The sequence below is a fragment of the Pseudonocardia sp. ICBG1034 genome (genome assembly GCF_020131375.1).
Taxonomy (GTDB): Bacteria; Actinomycetota; Actinomycetes; order Mycobacteriales; family Pseudonocardiaceae; genus Pseudonocardia; species Pseudonocardia alni.
The window spans coordinates 2288395-2306182 of sequence record NZ_JAHLEK010000015.1 but is presented as its reverse complement, the minus strand read 5'-3'; the positions used below and the strand labels follow the sequence as shown (position 1 = coordinate 2306182).

Here is a 17788-nt window from a genome sequence, read left to right as displayed (position 1 = left end):
CGGCGTCGACTGGGCCGGTCGCCGACGCGGCGTCGACCAGGTGGCCCCGCCGGCCGCAGCGACGGCGGCCACGCCGTCCTGCGTGCGGCTCGGGGGCGGCCCTCGCTCAGTTGCCCGCGCCGAAGCGGGCGAGCATGGTCCTGTTGCGGGCACCGGTCTTCCGCAGCACCGCTCCGACGTGCTTCTCCACCGTCTTGACCGAGATGGCCAGCCGGGTGGCGATCTGCTTGTCGGCCAGCCCCTGCTCGACGAGTGCGCGGACCTCCCGCTCCCGCAGGGTCAGCGTGTGCTGGCCGCGGGCCGGCTGGTGGCCGGCGGGCGGCGCGACGGGCGGATCCGCCGTGCAGGGGGTGGGCGGGTCGGGCCAGCAGGCCCGCACGCGCGTCCCCCACCCGGGGACGCTGTCGATCTCCAGCCGGCCGCCGGCGGCGCGCACGGTGGACTCGACCCGGTGCAGCCCGGACCGGGGCGCGGTGCCGGGGTCGAAACCGCGGCCGTCGTCCTCGACGAGCAGGCGGACCGTCCCCGTCTCGAACGCCAGCCCCACCCGCAGCGTGCACGCACCGGAGTGCAGCACCGCGTTGTCGAGCAGCAGCCGCGCGACCTCGTGCACCCCCGTCGCGACGACCGGGGCCGGCACCCGCTCGGTACCCAGGGTGACCACGCCGCCGCGGGCCCCGAGCGCACGCAGCGCGCGGTCCAGCTCGGCCCGCAGCTCCGGCAGCAGCCGCGCCGCGGCGGGGGCGGTCGCGACCGCCGGGACGTCGGCGAGCAGCCGGGCCGCCATCACCGCGACGGCCGCCTGCTCGGCGAACCCCTCGACCGCGGCGACGTCGGAATCGCGGAAGCTCCCACCCCCACCGAAAGCACAGGCTCCGAGCAACTCGTCGTCCCACCAGAGGGGAGTTCCGAGCACGTCCGGTGCGCCAGGGCCGTCCCCCTCCACAAGGAGGGTGCGGGGCTCCCGGACCAGGCGGGCCAGGACGTCCTCGACCGGGGGCAGGGGATCGCGGTGCACGACCGGTGCCGGGTCGCCCAGCAACGCGACGGTGCCGCCACCACCGCCCAGCCTGCTGGTCGTGCGCCGGACGAGGTCGTCGAGCAGCGACGCCACACCCCGGTCCTGCGCCGCACCGTGAGCGAGGATCACCCGGTCCTCCCGGTATCCATCTTGCATCTATGCCGCATTCCTGGAGGGGAACGGTAGGGATGCCGACCGGGGTGGGCAAGCCTCGCGAACCCGGGCCGGACGTGTTCGGGCATCATTTCGGGCGTGGACGACGGGTCACGGGCGAGCGGTAGCGCCACCGAACGGGCGTACCGGTTCGCCAAGGCCGGGATCCTCGACGGCTCCCTGCCCGCGGGCGAGCTGATCAGCGAGGGTCAGGTCGCGCGGCCGCTGGCGCTGAGCCGCACGCCGGTCCGCGAGGCGTTCCTGCAGCTGCAGGCCGAGGGTCTGCTGAAGCTCTACCCCAAGCGCGGCGCGCTCGTGGTGCCGGTCTCCCCCGGTGAGGTGGACGCCGTCGTCGAGGCCCGCGACGTCATCGAGTCGCACGCGATCGCCACCGTCGTGGGGGTCGACGACGAGACCCTGGAGCACATCGCCACCGCGATGGACGCCGCGATCGACGACCAGCTCGCCGCCGTGGCCGCGCGCGACGAGCTCGCCTTCGTCGAGGCCGACCGCCAGTTCCACACCGTGCTGGTGCGGGCCGGGTGCCGCAGCATCCTGCTGGAGGTCTACGGGACGCTGCGCGACCGGCAGCTGCGGATGAACATGGGTGCCCTGGGCGGCCGCTTCCCCGGCCGGGCCGAGCGCCTGGTCGCCGAGCACCGGCAGCTGCTCGCCGGGCTGCGCGCCCGGGACCGCCAGGGCGCGGTGGCCGTGCTCCGGGTGCACCTGGCGGGCACCCGGGCATCGGTGCTGGGCGCTCCCCCGGCGAGCGCCTGAGCCGCCGGGCCTCAGCCCCGCAGCACCCGCACCACGACCGTGCGGCTCGCGCGGTCGTGCCAGCCGCGCCCGTCGGTGTCGCGCAGGAACGGCGGCAGCACCACCGCGATCATCGCGGTGCGCAGCAGCGCCCGCGGGACACCGACGTGGGTCGCCATGTCGGTGCGCGCGACCCGCATCCCCAGCGCGAGGTGCCCCGGTGCCGTGCCGAGCACCGACACGGACAGTGCGGTGATCACGAACCAGGTCCCGAGGACCCACCAGCTGAACCCCGGGGTGCCGAGCGCGTCGACCCCGGCGACCAGCAGCACCAGCAGGTAGGACAGGAACCAGTCCAGGCAGACGCCGGCGACCCGGCGGCCGAACCCGGCGACGGAGTAGTGGCCGGTCGCCGGCAGCCCGAAACGCTCACCGGGGTGTCCCGCCGGGGCGGAACCTCCGGCGGATGAACCGGGGAGCCAGGACTCGATCCAACGGGCCATGCTCTCTAGCGTAGGCGCCGTAGCCGCACCACCGAGCGGGACCGGACCGGACACCGATGACGAACGTGATCGATGTCGCGGTCGGGTCAGTTAACGTCGGTGAAACAGGTGAGTGATGGGTGAGCAACACGCCACTCCTACCGTCACCCACGATCTCCACCAGCGAATGAAGGAGCCCAGAGAGTGTTCAGCAACGCCGAAGAGGTACTCAAGTACATCTCGGACGAGAAGGTCGAGTACGTCGACATCAGGTTCTGCGACCTGCCCGGCGTCATGCAGCACCTCACCGTCCCCGCCAAGACGGCCGGCGACCTCCTGGAGAACGGTGCCGCCTTCGACGGCTCCTCCGTCCGCGGTTTCCAGGCGATCAACGAGTCCGACATGGCGCTGCACCCGGACACGACGACCGCCCGTCTCGACCCGTTCCGCAAGCACAAGACGCTGAACATCAACTTCTTCGTGCACGACCCGATCACCGGTGAGCCCTACTCCCGGGACCCGCGGAACGTCGCCCGCAAGGCCCAGGAGTACCTGGCCGCGTCCGGCATCGCCGACACCGCGTACATGGCGCCCGAGGCCGAGTTCTACGTCTTCGACTCGATCCGGTTCGGCACCGACCCGCACCAGGCCTACCACCACATCGACTCCGCGGAGGGCTGGTGGAACACCGGCCGCGAGGAGGTCGGGGGCAACCTGGGCTACAAGGTCAACTACAAGGGCGGCTACTTCCCCGTCCCGCCGGTCGACCACTACGCCGACCTGCGCGCCGACATCGTCAGCACGATGCAGGCGTCGGGCTTCGAGGTGGAGCGCGAGCACCACGAGGTCGGCACCGCAGGCCAGGCCGAGATCAACTACAAGTTCGACACGCTGCTGCGTGCGGCCGACGACGTCATGCTCTTCAAGTACCTGGTGAAGAACGTCGCGTGGCAGAACGGCAAGACCGCGACCTTCATGCCGAAGCCGCTGTTCGGCGACAACGGCTCGGGCATGCACGTGCACTCGTCGCTGTGGAAGGACGGGCAGCCGCTCTTCCACGACGAGTCCGGCTACGGCGGTCTGTCCGACACCGCCCGCTACTACATCGGCGGCCTGCTGCACCACGCGCCGTCGCTGCTGGCGTTCACCAACCCGACGGTGAACTCCTACCACCGCCTGGTCCCGGGCTTCGAGGCCCCGGTCAACCTGGTCTACTCCGCGCGCAACCGCTCGGCCTGCATCCGCATCCCGCTGACCGGTGACAGCCCGAAGGCCAAGCGCGTCGAGTTCCGCTGCCCCGACTCGTCCGGCAACCCGTACCTCGCCTTCTCGGCGATCCTGATGGCCGGTCTCGACGGCATCAAGAACAAGATCGAGCCGCCGGCGCCGATCGACAAGGACCTCTACGAGCTCCCGCCGGAGGAGGCCAAGGACATCGCGCAGGTCCCGGCCTCGCTCGGTGCGGTCATCGACAAGCTGGAGCAGGACCACGACTACCTGCTCGAGGGTGGCGTGTTCACCCCGGACCTGATCGAGACCTGGATCTCCTACAAGCGGGAGAACGAGATCGACCCGCTGCGGCTGCGCCCGCATCCGTACGAGTTCGCCCTGTACTACGACGTGTGATCCGCACCTGACCCACGTCACACCGAGGCCCGGCCCCCGTCAGGGAGCCGGGCCTCGGCGCGTCCGGCGCGTCGTCGGCCGCCCCGTCAGAGGCGCTCGACGCGGTCGGCCTGCGGGCCCCGGTCGCTCTGCCGCACCGCGTAGCGGACGCGGTCGCCCTTCTGCAGTGGCTCCGCGTCCCGGATCACGGACACGTGGACGAACAGGTCGTCCCCGCCGGCATCCGGGGAGATGAACCCGAAGCCGCGGTCCTCGTCGTAGCGCACGACGACGCCCTCACCGCCCCGCGCGGGGACCTCGCGCGCCGCCGGCCCCGCGGCGGGTGCCGACCGCTTCGGCGCCGTCGAGGGCTCGCCGGCCCGGACCAGGTGCACGTCACGGGCCTGGGGCCCCTTCTCCGCCTGGGCCACCTCGAAGGCGATACGGTCGCCCTCCGCGAGCCAGGTCAGCCCCTCGGCCAGGGCCCGGGCGTGCACGAACACGTCGTCGCCGCCGGAGTCGGGGGTGACGAAGCCGAAGCCCTTGTCCTCGTCGTACCAGGCCACCGTGCCGTCGGCGTCGTCCGCGGTGTCGTCGGTGGCGGGCAGGCCGGCCCCCGCTCCCAGCGGGACCACGTGCCCGGCCTGCGGGCCACGCTCGCCCTCCACCACCAGGAAGGCCACCCGCTGACCCTCGGTGACCACGCCGCCGGTCACGATGGCGGAGCTGTGCACGAAGATGTCGGCGCCGCCGCCGTCCGGGGTCGCGAAGCCGTACCCCTTCCCCGGCTCGTACCAGGTGACGGTGCCGAGCAGGCCCACCGCGCTGTCGGCCGCCTCGGCCGTGACGCGCACCCGCAGCGCCTGGGGACCGCGGTCGTTCTCGCCGACCTCGAACTCGACGACCTGGCCCTCCCGGAGCACCGGCGCGCCGCCGCCCCCGACGATCTCGGAGGCGTGCACGAACACGTCCGGCGAGCCGTCCTCGGGTGCGAGGAAGCCGAAACCCCGTTCGGCGTCGAACCAGCGGACGGTCCCTTGCGGCATCGAGAACTCCAGATCGGTGGTCGGGTACTGGCCCCAGTCTCCCCGACGGACCTCGCGGTCCGTCGGGCCGGGCCCACGGGCCTGCGGTGCGGGGCGGGCCGGCGGTCCCGGGTGCTCCCCCGGCCACCCGCCGCGCGGCCGCCGTCGGACGGGTCCGGACATACGTCGGCGCCCGCCCGGAGAGTCTCCGGGCGGGCGCCGACGAGGGTGTTACGCGCGTGTCAGGCGCGGACCTTGCGGCCCACGATCACGCGGTAGATCGCGAGCAGGATCAGCGATCCGACGATGGCGAGCAGCCAGGTCGACAGGTTGAAGAACCCGCCGAGGCCGACGCCGAACACCGCGCTGCCGATCCAGCCGCCGAGCAGCGCGCCGACGACACCCAGGATCAGGGTGACGATGATTCCGCCCGGGTCCTTGCCCGGCATGATGGCCTTGGCGATGGCGCCCGCGATCAGCCCCAGCACGATCCACGCGATGATGCCCATGTCTGTCTCCCTCGCTTACGGTCCGTTCGTGACGAACCGAATCTGACCGGTCGGCACCGAGTGACCCGTGGGGGTCGTGGCGAAACGTCCCCGGTGGTCACCGTTCGGATGCGATCAGGAGACGGGAGGACGTCGGCCCGCTCCGGCTGCTCCGAACGGCACCGTGGAGACGCCCGTCCGCCGACCGGTGTACGGCCGTCGGCACCACGCGGTTCCCGATGTCGTGTAGGACGTCGCCGACGCTAACCACTGCCGGTCACGGAAACATCGCAGAACACCCCTGCCCCACCATCAGGTGCCGGAGTTCGCACGGTCGGGGTCTTCCCGGATGCGGACGCGTCACGAGGCGGTCACCGCGGACGGATGCGACCCCCGCTCGGGGTCAGGTCCGCTCGGAGCATCCCGCACGCGGAATCGGTGCAGAGATCATCTCGTCGCCCGCGTCCGCGGATTCGTTGACAAGGACGGGACGCGAATGCTTGACTCAGAGCTACCGTGTTCCAGGTCACACGGAGTGAGGGCCGCACCGGCCCGTCCACTCCGCTCGGTGACACCGCCCGGGTGTCCAAGGAACGGCACCGGCAACGCGCGACCCCCTGCGTCACCCTGCGCCCTCGGCGCGACCACGAACGTGCACGGTCCTTCCTCGGCGGCAGGATCGTGTCCCCTCCGCGCCCCCGGGCTGACCTCGTCGCCCGGGGGTGCGGCACATTCCGGGACGGCGGGACTACTCGGCGCCGGTGACCGCCACCAGACCGGCGGCCTCGATCCCCGCGAGGGCGGCGGCCTCGTCGTTGAGCGACGCGTCGCCGGTCACCCCGACGGCGCCGAGCAGCGCGCCGGCCGCGTCCTTGACGAAGACCCCGCCGGGCACGGAGAGGATCTTGCCGCCGGCGAGGTTGGCCACCGAGGTGAAGAACTCCGGGGAGTCCGCGGCGCGGGCGGCGATCGCGCGGTTGGTCATGCCGAGGGCGAGCACACCGCTGGCCTTGGCGACGGCGAGGTCGGGCCGCAGGAAGCCCGAGCCGTCCTGGCGGGCTAGGGCGACGATCGCGCCGCCCGGGTCGAGCACCGCGACCGTGAGCGGGTTGAAGCCCTGCTCGGTGCCGTGGGCCAGGGCAGCGGCGGCGATGGTCTGGGCCTGCTCGAGGGAGATCGTCATACCGCGAACCCTGCCATCACCGCGCCGCGCACGCCCACCCCGGCCTCACACGGCGGGTGGGCGGCGGTCAGCGCCGGGTGAGGCCCACGAGCGGGATCGTCCGGTCGGTCCTGCGCTCGTAGTCGGCGAAGCCGCCGTTGTTCTCCTTGATCCAGGTCCAGACGCGGTCGCGGTCGGCCTCGTCAAGCTCGGCCGCATGCACCGGCACGGTCTCGACCCCGCCCTCGCCGTCGGCGATCTCGGCGGTGACGTCCGGGTTCGCCATCAGGTTGTGGAACCACGCGGGGTGGCGCGGCGCGCCGGCCGCGGAGGCGACGACGACCCAGCGGTCACCGTCGGCGAACCAGCGCAGCGGCGCGATCCGCTCGGCGCCGCTCTTCGCGCCGACGTGGTGGACCAGGATCATCGGCAGGCCGGTGAACGGCTCGCCGACCCGGCCGTCGTTCTCGCGGAACTCACGGATCACCCTGGTGTTGAAGTCCTCTGCCATGGCCCCATGCTGTCAGGCGGGCGCCCCGCCGGGGGCGAACACGACCCAGCAGGCGGCGAGCGTCGCGGCGAACGCGACGAGCACGAACACCGCTGCCCACGCCCCGCCGCCGAGCGGGGTGAGCTCGGCGAGCCGGTCGGCGTCGGAGTGGCGCAGCCGGCCCCCGCGACGGCCGCGGCGCAGCTCCAGACAGGCCTTCACCCCGCCGAACAGCAGGAACCAGGTCAGCGCGGCGGCGAACCCGGTCCGCAGGTCGGCCGGGGCACGCAGCGCGACGAGCACGAGCACCGCCCCGGTCGCGACGACGGCCAGCCCGCCGTAGAGGTTGCGGATCTGCAGCAGCGTCGCGGCCAGCAGCACCACCGCGATCCACAGCATCGCCTGCGCCTCGTCCGCCGCGACCAGCACCGCACCGCCGAGGCCGAGCAGCGGCGGGAAGACGTAGCCGGCGAAGAACATCGCGACCACCCCGGGCCCGCGCCCCGCGCCGGTGGAGTGCGTGACGCCGGAGGAGTCGGCGTGCAGCCGGATCCCGGCCAGGCCCCGCCCGACCAGGACCGCGACGAGTGCGTGCCCGCCCTCGTGGGCGATCGTGACCGCGGTGCGCGTCAGCCGCCAGGTCGGCCGCCACGCGACGACCGTCAGGGCCAGCAGCGCGGCCAGCAGCGACGCCGGCCGGGCCGCGACGAGCTCGTACCCGCGGGTGATCACGTCGAGGTCTGCCACGGACCCCAGTGAACCAGCGGGGTCCGGTCACACCGCGCCGAGGATCTCCTCGACCGCCTCCAGCGCCGAGTCGGTGTCGTCCGCCAGGTACATGAGGTCGACGAAGGTGTGGTCGACGTCGGTGTCGGTGGCCGCCCGGCGCACCAGCGCGGCGGCGTCGGCGGCGGTCTCCCCCGGCTTCGGGTTCACCCGCAGCACCGCGCCGACCGCGTCGGCGGGGCGGCCCGCCTCGGCCGCGGCGGCACGCAGGTCCGCCCAGGGCGCGGAGACCGCGGCGTCGAGGTCGGTGACGTCGGAGGTGACGACCGGCAGGAACCCGTCGGCCCGTTCCGCGATCCTGCGGCGCGCCCGGGGGCTGAAGCCGCCCAGGTAGACCGGCACGTGCTGCGGCCGGGCGTGCACGTACGACGGCGCGACGCTCGCGAACCGCCCGGTGAACTCCACCGGGTCGTCGTGCCACCAGGTGTCGAACAGGTCGAGGGTCTCGTCGAGCCGGGCGCCGCGCTCACCCATCGGGACCCCGACCGCGTCGTACTCCTCGGGCGACCAGCCGATGCCGAGGCCCAGCAGCAGCCGTCCGCCCGACAGGTTGTCGATCGTCGCCGCCTGCCGGGCCAGCAGCGCCGCCGGGTACCAGGGCGCGTTGAGCGTGCTGGTGCCGAGCTGCACCCGCGCGGTGGCGGCGGCCGCCGCGGTCAGCAGCGCCAGCGGGTCGTGCGCGGCGGTGAACTGCTCGGGCACGCTGCCCGGGCCGCCGGGCCCGCCGCCGTAGCCGACCGTCGGGTCGACGGCCACCAGCAGCCGGTCGCCCGTCCACAGGCTCGCCGCGCCGCGCTCCTCGGCGCCCGCCGCGAACCGCATCGTCCCGTCCACGTGGGCCGCGGACGCACCGAACTGCGGGATCCCGAAACCGATTCGCACTTGACCTCCAGCCGCTGGAACACCCGACGCTGTACCCGTGACCGCACCACCTACCGATGATCACCCTGTCACGCTGACGATCGGGCAGCTCGCCCGGCGCAGCGAGGTCCCCGTGCGCACGCTCCGTTTCTGGTCGGACGAGGGGCTCGTCCCCGCCGACCGCAACGATGCGGGCCACCGGGTCTACGGACCGGCCGCGGTCGCACGGCTCGACCTCGTGCGCACCCTGCGCGAGCTCGGCCTGGGCCTGGACGACGTGCGCGCCGTGCTGTCCCGCCGACGGGGGGTCGGCGAGATCGCGGCGGCACACGTCCGGGCCCTGGACGACCGGATCCGGGAGCTGCGAGCGCAGCGGGCGGTGTGCGCCCTGCTCGCCCGCACCCGAGCCGGTGACACCCCACCCGACGAACGGAGCGTGACCCTGATGAACGACCTCGCCCGGCTGTCCGCGGCCCAGCGCCAGCACCTGATCGACGACTTCGTGACCGAGACCTTCGCCGGCATCGACGACGACGCGCCCGGCGCGGGCATCGCCACCGGCATGCGGTCGATGCCCGCCGAACTGCCCGACGACCCGACCCCCGAGCAGGTGGGGGCCTGGGTGGAGCTGGCCGAGCTCGTCGCCGACCCGGGGTTCCGGGCCCGGTGCCGGGAGATGGCCGTCGCCGGTGCCACCGCCCCCGAGCACCACGAGCGGGGGGCCGACCCCGCCGCGGTGGCCGAGCACGCGGGGGCCGCGCTCGCCGCGGGCGTCGACCCGGCGAGCCCGGAGGCGGCCCGGGTCCTCGCCCGCATCCCCGGCGTCGAGGGGCAGGACGCGGCGGCCCGCGCCCGGACCGCGGACAGCGTCGAGCTGTTCGCCGACCGCCGCGTCGAGCGCTACTGGACGCTGCTCGGGGTGCTCAACGGCTGGCCGGCCCGCGAGCCCGCGGTTCCGGCGTTCGAGTGGTTCGCCGCGGCGCTGCGCTCGGCACCGGCCGGTCAGTCCTCGGACCAGCCGTAGAACACCCGCTCGACGACCGCGCGGGCCCGCCGCGTGACGCGCTTGTAGTCGTCGAGGAACTCCCCCGGGTCGCCGCCCGCCGGGTACCCGAGCGCGACGGCGACGGCGGCCAGCTCCCGCCCCGAACGCGGGAGCTGGTCGCCGGGCTTGCCCTTGACCAGCATGATCGCGTTGCGGGCCGCGGTCGCGGTGCGCCAGCCCTCCTCCAGCTCGGCGGCGTCCCCGGCGCTGATCAGCCCGGCCTCCGCGGCCTCGTGCAGCCCGTGCAGCGTCGACGGGGTGCGCAGCTCGGGGACGTCGCCCGCGTGCTGGAGCTGCAGCAGCTGCACCGTCCACTCGACGTCGGCCAGCCCGCCCAGGCCGAGCTTGGTGTGGGTGGTGCGGTCCGCGCCGCGGGGCAGCCGCTCGGCGTCGACCCGGGCCTTGATCCGGCGGATCTCCGACACCGCGGCCGCCGACACGCCGTCGGCCGGGTACCGGATCGGGTCGATCAGCGCGGTGAACTCGCGGCCCAGCGTCCGGTCCCCCGCGATCGGGCGGGCCCGCAGCAGCGCCTGGGCCTCCCACACCTCACCCCACCGGGCGTAGTACTCGCGGTAGGAGGCCAGGGTGCGCACCATCGGCCCGGACCGGCCCTCCGGACGCAGGTCCGCGTCGACCGACAGCTCCGGATCCGGGCTGGGGGAGCCGAGCAGCCGCCGCACGCGTTCCACGACCCGGGTCGCCCACCTCACCGCGGTGTGGTCGTCGACGCCCTCGGCGGGCCTGCAGACGAACATCACGTCGGCGTCGCTGCCGTAGCTGGACTCGCCGCCGCCGAGACGACCCATCCCGATCACCGACAGGACGGCCGGGCGCTCGGGCTCCGCGCGCAGCACCGCGTCCAGGGTCGCGGCCAGCACCGCCTCGTTGACCGAGTTCAGCGCCGTGCACACCGCGTCGACGGGCAGCAGGCCGAGCAGGTCGGCGCAGGCGATCCGCAGCATCTCGTGGCGGCGGTAGGACCGCGCCGACGCCACCGCGGCCTCCGGCGTGCTCTGCCGGGCGACGGTGGTGCGCAGCGCCATCGACACCTCGGCCGGGTCCCGGGTCAGCTCCGGGCTCTGCACCCCCGAGGAGGTCGCCAGCATCCGCAGCACCTCCGGCGCGCGGGCCAGCAGGTCCGGGACCAGGGCCGACGTCCCGAGCAGCGTCATCAGCCGCTGCGCGACCGCGCCCTCGTCGCGCAGCAGCCGCAGGTACCAGGGGGTGTCGGCGAGCGCCTCGGACACCCGACGGTAGGCGAGCAGGCCGCGGTCGGGGTCGGGGCTGCGCGACAGCGAGTCGAGCAGCACCGGCAGCAGCGCCCGCTGGATCGACGCGGCCCGCGACACCCCGCCGGTGAGCGCCCGCAGGTGCCCGAGCGCCCCCTCCGGCGACGCCCAGCCCAGCGCCTTCATCCGTGCCTTCGCCGCCTCCGGGGACAGCACGGCGTCGGCGCCGTCGGCGGCCAGCCGGGACACCGCCGACAGCAGCGGCCGGTAGAACAGCTTCTCGTGCAGCCGGGTGACGCGGCGCGCGTTGCGCTGCCACTCGTCGACCAGCACCCCGACGACGTCGCGGCGCCCGTCCGGGCGGATCCGCGCGGCCCGGGCGAGCCAGCGCAGTCCGTCGATGTCGTCGGCGGCCGGGAGCAGGTGGGTGCGGCGCAGCTTCTGCAGCTGCAGGCGGTGCTCCAGCAGGCGCAGGAACCGGTAGGACGCGGCGAGGTTGGCGCCGTCGTCGCGGCCGACGTAGCCGCTCTCCGACAGCGCGGCCAGCGCGACCAGGGTGTTGCCCGAGTGCAGCGAGTCGTCGCCCCGGCCGTGCACCAGCTGCAGCAGCTGGACGGCGAACTCGACGTCGCGCAGCCCGCCGCGGCCGAGCTTCAGCTCGCGTTCGCGCTGCTCGGAGGGGATGTTCTCGATGACCCGGGCCCGCATGGCCTGCACGTCGGTGACGAAGTCGTCGCGGGTGGAGGCCTGCCACACCATCGGCGACAGCGCCTCGACGTAGGCGGCGCCGAGCTCGCGGTCCCCGGCGATCGGGCGGGCCTTGAGCAGCGCCTGGAACTCCCAGGTCTTCGCCCACCGCTTGTAGTACGCCACGTGCCCGTCGAGGGTCCGCACGAGTGCGCCCTGGCGGCCCTCGGGGCGCAGGTTCGCGTCGACCTCGAAACAGGCCTCCCCCGCGATGCGCATGACCCGCGACGCGAGCTTCGTCGCGGCCTGGGTGAGCTCCCCGCCGGGTTCGGCGACGAACACGACGTCGACGTCGGAGACGTAGTTGAGCTCCCGGCCACCGCACTTGCCGAGCCCGATCACCGCGAGCCGCAGCTCCTCGGGCGGGTCCTGCTCGGCCGCGGCCACCGCCAGCGACGCCGACAGCGCGGCCTCGGCGAGGTCGGCGAGCTGGGCGGCGACGTCGTCGACCTCCATCACCGGCAGACCCGGGTCGCCGACGGCGGCCAGGTCGGCCGAGGCGAGGCCGAGCAGCTCGTCGCGGTAGGCCGTGCGCAGCGCCGCGACGGCCTCGGCGCCGGTCAGCGAAGCCCGCGCTCCGCCGGCCGTCCCCGGCGGCGGCGCGGCCGGGTCGGCCCCGACCGCGCGCAGCAGGTTCGCGGTGCGCCGGGCCAGGTCCGGCGGCGGGTTCCCGCGCTCGGCGGTGTCGGCCAGCAGCGGCCAGCGGTCCGGGTGGCCGACGAGGTGGTCGCCCAGCGCCGTCGACGACCCCAGGGTCGCCAGCAGCCGCCCCCGCAGCCCGCGGTCGGTGCGCAGCGCCCGGTCGATCGCGGGCCACGGGGCGGTCTGCGCCAGCCGCTCGACCGCCCGCAGGGCGAGGGACTGGTCGGGGCTGCGGGCCAGCGCCCACATGATCTCCTCGCAGCCGGGCGCCGGCCCGTCGGTCGCCCACCAGCCCAGACCGCGCAGGGTCGTGGCCGCGTCCTCACCGGTGAGGCCGAGCCGGGCGAGCGAGGTCCCCGTGCGACGGTCCATGACCGGTGATCCTGCCCCATCGCGGGCCGCCCTTCCCTCAGGGGCGTCCAGCGGTCAGGCTCGGGGGCATGCACGTCGTGATCGTCGGTGGGGGTGTCGGAGGACTGACCACGGCGCTGGCCCTGGAGCGGGCCGGGATCGGGTCCACGGTCCTGGAGCAGGGGTCCGGCGCGGGCGAGCTCGGTGTCGGGTTCAACCTGCTGCCGCACGCCGTGCGGGTGCTCGACGGGCTCGGCCTGTCCGCGGAGCTGGCCGACGTCGGCATCGCGACCACCGACCTCACCTACGCCCACCGGCTCGGGCAGCCGATCCTGCGCAGACCCTGCGGGGTGGCGGCCGGCTTCGCGTTCCCGCAGGTCGCCGGGCACCGCGGCCGGGTGCACCGGATGCTCACCGACGCCGTGCGCGCACGGCTGGGGTCCGACGCGATCCGCACCCGGCACCGGGTCGCCGGCGTCGAGCACTCCGACGGGGGTGTCCGGGTCCGCTTCGCCGACGACGCCCTGCCGGAGGCGACCGGCGACGTGCTGGTCGGCGCGGACGGCATCCACTCCGCGGTGCGGGCGGGCCTGTTCCCGGGCGAGGGACCGCCGCGCTGGAACGGGGTGTCGATGTGGCGCGGTGCGACGGACTGGCCGGCGTTCCGCGGGGGCCGCTCGATGGTCGTCGCGGGCGGGAACGCGGCCAAGCTGGTGGTCTACCCGGTCGGCGCCGGCAGCGCGCCGGGCACGGTCCTCACGAACTGGGCGGTGTGCATCGCGACCGGCGCCGACGGCGACCCCGCCCCGCAGCGACAGGACTGGTCACGGCCCGCCGACCGCGACGAGACCCTCGCCCACGCCCGCCGCTTCCACCTCGACGACGTCGACCACCTCGCGCTGGTCGCCGCGACACCGGAGATCTTCGAGTTCCCGATGTGCGACCGGGACCCGCTGCCGCGCTGGTCGCACGGGCGGGTCACCCTGCTCGGCGACGCCGCGCACCCGATGGTCCCGATGGGCTCCAACGGCGCCGGGCAGGCGATCCTCGACGCCGAGTCGCTCGCCCGGCACCTGGCCGCGGGCGGCGACCCGGCGGCGGCGCTGGCCGCGTACGAGGCCGAACGGCTGCCGATGACCGCCGACGTCGTGCTCCGCAACCGCGTGGGTGGCCCGGAACGGGTCATCGACGAGGTCGAGCGCCGCGCGCCCGACGGCTTCGACGACCTCGACGCGGTGATCACCGGCGGGGAGCTCGAGGAGATCTTCGCCGGCTACCACCGCGCGTCGGGCAACACCCGCTAGTCGGCGCCGGGGACGCTGCCCGGCGGCAGGAAGTCGACGTCGTGCAGCGCCGACTGCCGCACGACCTCGGCCGGGTCGGTCAGGTCGTGCAGCCGGTCGAACAGCGACGCCAGCCGGCCGGCCGGGCTGACCCAGAACAGCGCACGGGCGTTGCCCTGCTCCTTGTTGTAGTAGGCGTGCGGCAGGCCCTTGGGCATGAGGACGGTGTCCCCCGGCCCGGCCTTCTCCCACTGCCCGTCCAGGTAGAGCGTGAACACGCCGTCGAGGACGTGGATGTGCTCGTCCTGGGTCGTGTGCACGTGCGGCGGGACGCCCGTGCCGGGCGGGTCGAGGGTCTCGAAGGCGAAGCTGGTCTCGCTGACGGCCTTCGCCCAGTAGGTGTGGCCCAGCACGTTCCACACCCGCTTGTACTGGCCCTCGCCGGCCCGCGTGATGCCCTTCGGCAGCGGGCCCAGGATGATCTCATCCTCGAAATCGCTCACAGCACGGGAAGGTACGTCGCGAGCTCGTGCGGCGTCACGTTCCGGCGGTAGGCGTCCCACTCGGCCCGCTTGTTGCGCAGGAAGAAGTCGAACACGTGCTCGCCGAGGTACTCGGCGACGAGCTCGCTCTTCTCCATGACGTCGAGGGCCTCGGTGAGGTTCTGCGGGAGCAGCTCGTAGCCCAGCGCCCGGCGCTCTGTGTCGGTCAGGGCCCACACGTCGTCCTCGGTGGGCGGGGGCAGCTCGTAGCCCTTCTGGATGCCGGTGAGACCGGCGCCCAGGATGACGGCGTAGGCGAGGTAGGGGTTGCACGCGGAGTCCAGCGTGCGGACCTCCACCCGGCGCGAGGACGACTTGCCCGGCGAGTACATCGGGACCCGGACGAGCGCGGAGCGGTTCGCGTGGCCCCAGGACACCGCGGTCGGGGCCTCGCCGCCGGTGATGAGGCGCTTGTAGGAGTTGACCCACTGGTTGGTGACGGCGGTGATCTCCCGGGCGTGCTTGAGCACGCCGGCGACGAACGCCTTGCCGGTCGCGGACAGCTCGTAGGGGTCGTCCGGGTCGTGGAAGGCGTTGTGGTCGCCCTCGAACAGCGAGAAGTGCGTGTGCATGGCCGAGCCGGGGTGCTCGGAGAACGGCTTGGGCATGAACGAGGCCCGCACGCCCTGGGTGAGCGCGACCTCCTTCACGACGTAGCGGAACGTCATGAGGTTGTCGGCCATGGTCAGGGCGTCGGCGTAGCGCAGGTCGATCTCCTGCTGGCCGGGGCCGCCCTCGTGGTGGGAGAACTCCACCGAGATGCCCATCGACTCCAGCGTCTCGATGGTGTTGCGCCGGAAGTGCGGGGCGACGTCGTGGCTGGCCTGGTCGAAGTAGCCGCCGGAGTCCGCCGGGACGGGCCGGGTGCCGTCGCCGGGCAGGTCGCGCAGCAGGTAGAACTCGATCTCCGGGTGCACGTAGCAGGTGAACCCGGCCTCGCCCGCCTTGTTCAGCGCACGGGTCAGCACGTGCCGCGGGTCGGCCCAGGACGGCGACCCGTCGGGCATGGCGATGTCGCAGAACATCCGCGCCGAGTAGTGCTCGCCCGAGGCGGTCTCCCAGGGCAGCACCTGGAACGTCGACGGGTCGGGCTTGGCGACCATGTCGGACTCGTAGACGCGGGCGAAGCCCTCGATGGCCGAGCCGTCGAAGCCGATGCCCTCGGCGAAGGCGCCCTCCAGCTCGGCCGGGGCCACCGCCACCGACTTGAGGTATCCGAGCACGTCCGTGAACCAGAGACGGACGAAACGGATGTCGCGTTCCTCGAGCGTGCGGAGCACGAACTCCTGCTGGCGGTCCATGCGGCGGAGCCTAGGAACCCCGTGTTACGCGGAAGTTACCGGGGTGTGCGGGCGACCCGGTCGTGGTCGCCCGCACACCCCCCGACGACGGCCCTCAGCTCGGCGCGAGCGTGCACTCCGCGCCCTGCGGCGGGAGCGTGAGGTTCACCAGATAGTCGATCGCGAGCGTGTCGGTGCACGCGTCACCCTGCAGCGACGCGGTGTGCTGGTTGCCGTTGACCTTGATCAGACTGCCGTTCAGCTGCTGGGCCAGGTCGACCCCGGCCTGGTACGGCGTGGCCGGGTCACCGGTGACCGACACCACGACGACCGGCGGGAGCCCGTCGACCTTCGGCGTGTGCGGCTCGCTGGTGGGCGGGACCGGCCAGAACGCGCACGCGTCGCGGGCACCGACCGGGCCGCGGCCGGTGGAGCGGAACGGGGCGGCCTCGTCGGCCCGCGTCGCCAGCTCCAGGGCCTCCGACGGCTCCTTCAGCGCCGGCTGGTTCACACAGCTGATCGACTGGAAGGCCTGCAGCATGTTCGAGTAGCGGCCCTGGTCGTCGCGCTCGTAGTAGAGGTCGGCCAGGCGCATCAGCAGGTCGCCGTTGCTGTTCGCGACCTGCGAGATCCCGCGCTGCAGCGCGGGCCACAGCTGGGAGACGTAGAGCGCCTGGCTGACGCCGGTCTGGGCGTCGGAGAAGCTCAGGACGCGCCCGTCGCCGACCTTCGCGGGCGTGTCGATCAGTGGCCGCATCACCGCCTGGAACGCCTGGGTCGCCTTCGCCGGGTCGGTGCCCAGCGGGCAGCCGGGGCGGCTGGTGCAGTCCTTGGCGAAGTTGTCGAACGCGAGCTGGAACCCGGCGTTCTGCTTGACCGTGGAGTCGATGGTCGACTGCGTCGGGTCGATCGCGCCGTCGAGCAGCAGCGCGCGGACGTTCTGCGGGAACGCCTCGGCGTAGGCGGTGCCGAGCTCGGTGCCGTAGGAGAAACCGGCGTAGGTCATCTTCTGGTCGCCGACGGCGGCCCGCATGACGTCCATGTCCTTCGCGACGTCACGGGTGCCGACGTTCGCCAGCACGTCGGCCCCGGTGCGCTGGGTGCAGCGCTCGGCGAACTGACGGCTGTCGGCCTCGGCGGCGGCGACCCCGGCGGGCGAGGGGTCGGCGAAGGTCTTCGTGCGCTCCTCGTCGTTCTCCGCGTCGGTGAGGCACTGGATCTTCGGCAGGCTCGCACCGGTGCCACGGGGGTCGAACCCGACCAGGTCGAACCGGTCCCCCAGGCCGTTGGTGGCCCAGGTGGCGGCCTGGCGCGCGACGAACGAGGTGCCCGAGGCGCCGGGGCCGCCCGGGTCGGCGAACAGCGAGCCGATCTTCGCTCCGGTCGCCTTCTTGCGCAGCAGCGCGATCTGCATCGTCTTCCCGTCGCCGGGCCGGGCGTAGTCCTGCGGGACGGTCACCCGGGTGCAGTCGAACTGCGGGTCGGCGTAGGTCTGCGCGTCGTCCGCGGTGGGGGCGTAGTCCGCGCAGGGGCCCCATTGCAGCTGCTGGTCGTAGAACTGCGCGAGGTCCGGCGGGTTCTGCGCGGCCTGCGGCTGGTCGCCGGTGCCCGCGTCGGCGCACGCGCCGACCAGGACGAGGGTCGCCGCACCGAGCACGGCGAGCGCGGCCGGACGCGTCCGCCGGCGGGCCGGGGCCGGTGTCTCTCGTCGGTGGGCACGTGGTCGCAACAGCCGAGGGAGCATGGCGGTGAGCATGCCACCGACCCCCGACGGTGACCGGTCGCGGGTCACGGCCCGGGTGAGGGTGCCCACACCACGGGGCGGTCGGGGCCCGTG

Annotated in this window: 16 protein-coding genes and 1 pseudogene; 4 read left to right on the top strand and 13 right to left on the bottom strand. The window is 73.9% G+C overall.

Translation table 11 applies throughout. The features are described from left to right. Positions 1-106: 106 nt before the first annotated feature. On the bottom strand, positions 107-1150 hold the full coding sequence (locus KPF22_RS12350; protein WP_224402121.1) for a LuxR C-terminal-related transcriptional regulator: 1044 nt from the start codon (positions 1148-1150) through the stop codon (positions 107-109). A 123-nt stretch (positions 1151-1273) separates the two neighbouring features. Between KPF22_RS12350 and KPF22_RS12345 the strand changes: the two genes are divergently transcribed. Beyond that, the gene (locus KPF22_RS12345; RefSeq protein WP_224402120.1) at positions 1274-1951 is read left to right on the top strand and encodes a GntR family transcriptional regulator; all 678 of its coding nucleotides are present in this window, start codon (positions 1274-1276) and stop codon (positions 1949-1951) included. Between the two features lie 11 nt (positions 1952-1962). Here the strand turns inward: KPF22_RS12345 and KPF22_RS12340 are convergent, their stop codons facing one another. Then, positions 1963-2433: an RDD family protein gene (locus tag KPF22_RS12340; RefSeq protein WP_224402119.1), complete on the bottom strand. Its 471-nt coding sequence runs from the start codon at positions 2431-2433 to the stop codon at positions 1963-1965. 183 nt (positions 2434-2616) lie between these two features. Between KPF22_RS12340 and glnA (KPF22_RS12335) the strand changes: the two genes are divergently transcribed. Further along, positions 2617-4038 (top strand): type I glutamate--ammonia ligase, encoded by a 1422-nt coding sequence (gene glnA / locus KPF22_RS12335; protein ID WP_224402118.1) that lies wholly within the window; start codon positions 2617-2619, stop codon positions 4036-4038. An 86-nt stretch (positions 4039-4124) separates the two neighbouring features. Here the strand turns inward: glnA (KPF22_RS12335) and KPF22_RS33620 are convergent, their stop codons facing one another. The 7 genes and pseudogenes from KPF22_RS33620 to KPF22_RS12295 form a co-directional block, all read right to left on the bottom strand. After that, positions 4125-4838 (bottom strand): cold-shock protein, encoded by a 714-nt coding sequence (locus KPF22_RS33620; RefSeq protein WP_374107488.1) that lies wholly within the window; start codon positions 4836-4838, stop codon positions 4125-4127. 27 nt (positions 4839-4865) lie between these two features. Continuing rightward, positions 4866-5063 (bottom strand): annotated as a pseudogene (locus tag KPF22_RS12320) (cold-shock protein); the annotation flags it as partial. Positions 5064-5284: 221 nt separating this feature from the next. Then, the gene (locus tag KPF22_RS12315) at positions 5285-5551 is read right to left on the bottom strand and encodes a GlsB/YeaQ/YmgE family stress response membrane protein (RefSeq protein ID WP_062395991.1); all 267 of its coding nucleotides are present in this window, start codon (positions 5549-5551) and stop codon (positions 5285-5287) included. 727 nt (positions 5552-6278) lie between these two features. Continuing rightward, positions 6279-6713, bottom strand: coding sequence for a heme-binding protein (locus KPF22_RS12310; protein WP_073574172.1), 435 nt, complete (start codon positions 6711-6713; stop codon positions 6279-6281). A 67-nt stretch (positions 6714-6780) separates the two neighbouring features. Next, a complete protein-coding gene (locus KPF22_RS12305) occupies positions 6781-7203 on the bottom strand; it encodes a nitroreductase/quinone reductase family protein (protein ID WP_224402117.1) in 423 nt (140 codons plus the stop codon). A 12-nt stretch (positions 7204-7215) separates the two neighbouring features. Further along, positions 7216-7929 carry a M50 family metallopeptidase gene (locus tag KPF22_RS12300; protein ID WP_083474181.1) on the bottom strand — a complete coding sequence of 238 codons (714 nt, stop codon included), beginning with the start codon at positions 7927-7929 and terminating at the stop codon, positions 7216-7218. Positions 7930-7956: 27 nt separating this feature from the next. Beyond that, positions 7957-8850, bottom strand: a complete 894-nt coding sequence (locus tag KPF22_RS12295) for a TIGR03619 family F420-dependent LLM class oxidoreductase (RefSeq protein ID WP_224402116.1) — start codon at positions 8848-8850, stop codon at positions 7957-7959. Positions 8851-8887: 37 nt separating this feature from the next. Here KPF22_RS12295 and KPF22_RS12290 point away from each other — a divergent pair, with 37 nt between their 5' ends. Then, positions 8888-9853 carry a MerR family transcriptional regulator gene (locus tag KPF22_RS12290; protein ID WP_224402115.1) on the top strand — a complete coding sequence of 322 codons (966 nt, stop codon included), beginning with the start codon at positions 8888-8890 and terminating at the stop codon, positions 9851-9853. On the opposite strand, the gene KPF22_RS12285 is transcribed toward KPF22_RS12290, so the two are convergent. Beyond that, a complete protein-coding gene (locus KPF22_RS12285) occupies positions 9832-12867 on the bottom strand; it encodes a bifunctional [glutamine synthetase] adenylyltransferase/[glutamine synthetase]-adenylyl-L-tyrosine phosphorylase (protein WP_224402114.1) in 3036 nt (1011 codons plus the stop codon). The two genes, KPF22_RS12290 and KPF22_RS12285, sit on opposite strands and share 22 nt — an antisense overlap. Positions 12868-12935: 68 nt before the next feature. Here KPF22_RS12285 and KPF22_RS12280 point away from each other — a divergent pair, with 68 nt between their 5' ends. Further along, positions 12936-14150 carry an FAD-dependent monooxygenase gene (locus KPF22_RS12280; protein WP_224402113.1) on the top strand — a complete coding sequence of 405 codons (1215 nt, stop codon included), beginning with the start codon at positions 12936-12938 and terminating at the stop codon, positions 14148-14150. Here the strand turns inward: KPF22_RS12280 and KPF22_RS12275 are convergent. From KPF22_RS12275 to KPF22_RS12265, 3 genes are all read right to left on the bottom strand, one after another. Beyond that, positions 14147-14632, bottom strand: coding sequence for a cupin domain-containing protein (locus KPF22_RS12275; protein WP_224402112.1), 486 nt, complete (start codon positions 14630-14632; stop codon positions 14147-14149). The two genes, KPF22_RS12280 and KPF22_RS12275, sit on opposite strands and share 4 nt — an antisense overlap. Next, positions 14629-15972: a type I glutamate--ammonia ligase gene (gene glnA, locus KPF22_RS12270; protein ID WP_073574178.1), complete on the bottom strand. Its 1344-nt coding sequence runs from the start codon at positions 15970-15972 to the stop codon at positions 14629-14631. Before glnA (KPF22_RS12270) ends, KPF22_RS12275 begins: the two co-directional genes overlap by 4 nt. A gap of 94 nt (positions 15973-16066) precedes the next feature. Further along, positions 16067-17695 (bottom strand): alpha/beta hydrolase, encoded by a 1629-nt coding sequence (locus KPF22_RS12265; protein ID WP_224402111.1) that lies wholly within the window; start codon positions 17693-17695, stop codon positions 16067-16069. Positions 17696-17788 lie beyond the last annotated feature (93 nt).

Coding starts and splice junctions, on each gene's coding strand:
- KPF22_RS12310 (WP_073574172.1), bottom strand. CDS start 6,713: ATGACGATCTCCCTCGAGCAGGCCCAGACCATCGCCGCCGCTGCCCTG.
- KPF22_RS12280 (WP_224402113.1), top strand. CDS start 12,936: ATGCACGTCGTGATCGTCGGTGGGGGTGTCGGAGGACTGACCACGGCG.
- KPF22_RS12285 (WP_224402114.1), bottom strand. CDS start 12,867: ATGGACCGTCGCACGGGGACCTCGCTCGCCCGGCTCGGCCTCACCGGT.
- KPF22_RS12340 (WP_224402119.1), bottom strand. CDS start 2,433: ATGGCCCGTTGGATCGAGTCCTGGCTCCCCGGTTCATCCGCCGGAGGT.
- KPF22_RS12305 (WP_224402117.1), bottom strand. CDS start 7,203: ATGGCAGAGGACTTCAACACCAGGGTGATCCGTGAGTTCCGCGAGAAC.
- KPF22_RS12315 (WP_062395991.1), bottom strand. CDS start 5,551: ATGGGCATCATCGCGTGGATCGTGCTGGGGCTGATCGCGGGCGCCATC.
- KPF22_RS12265 (WP_224402111.1), bottom strand. CDS start 17,695: ATGCTCCCTCGGCTGTTGCGACCACGTGCCCACCGACGAGAGACACCG.
- glnA (WP_073574178.1), bottom strand. CDS start 15,972: ATGGACCGCCAGCAGGAGTTCGTGCTCCGCACGCTCGAGGAACGCGAC.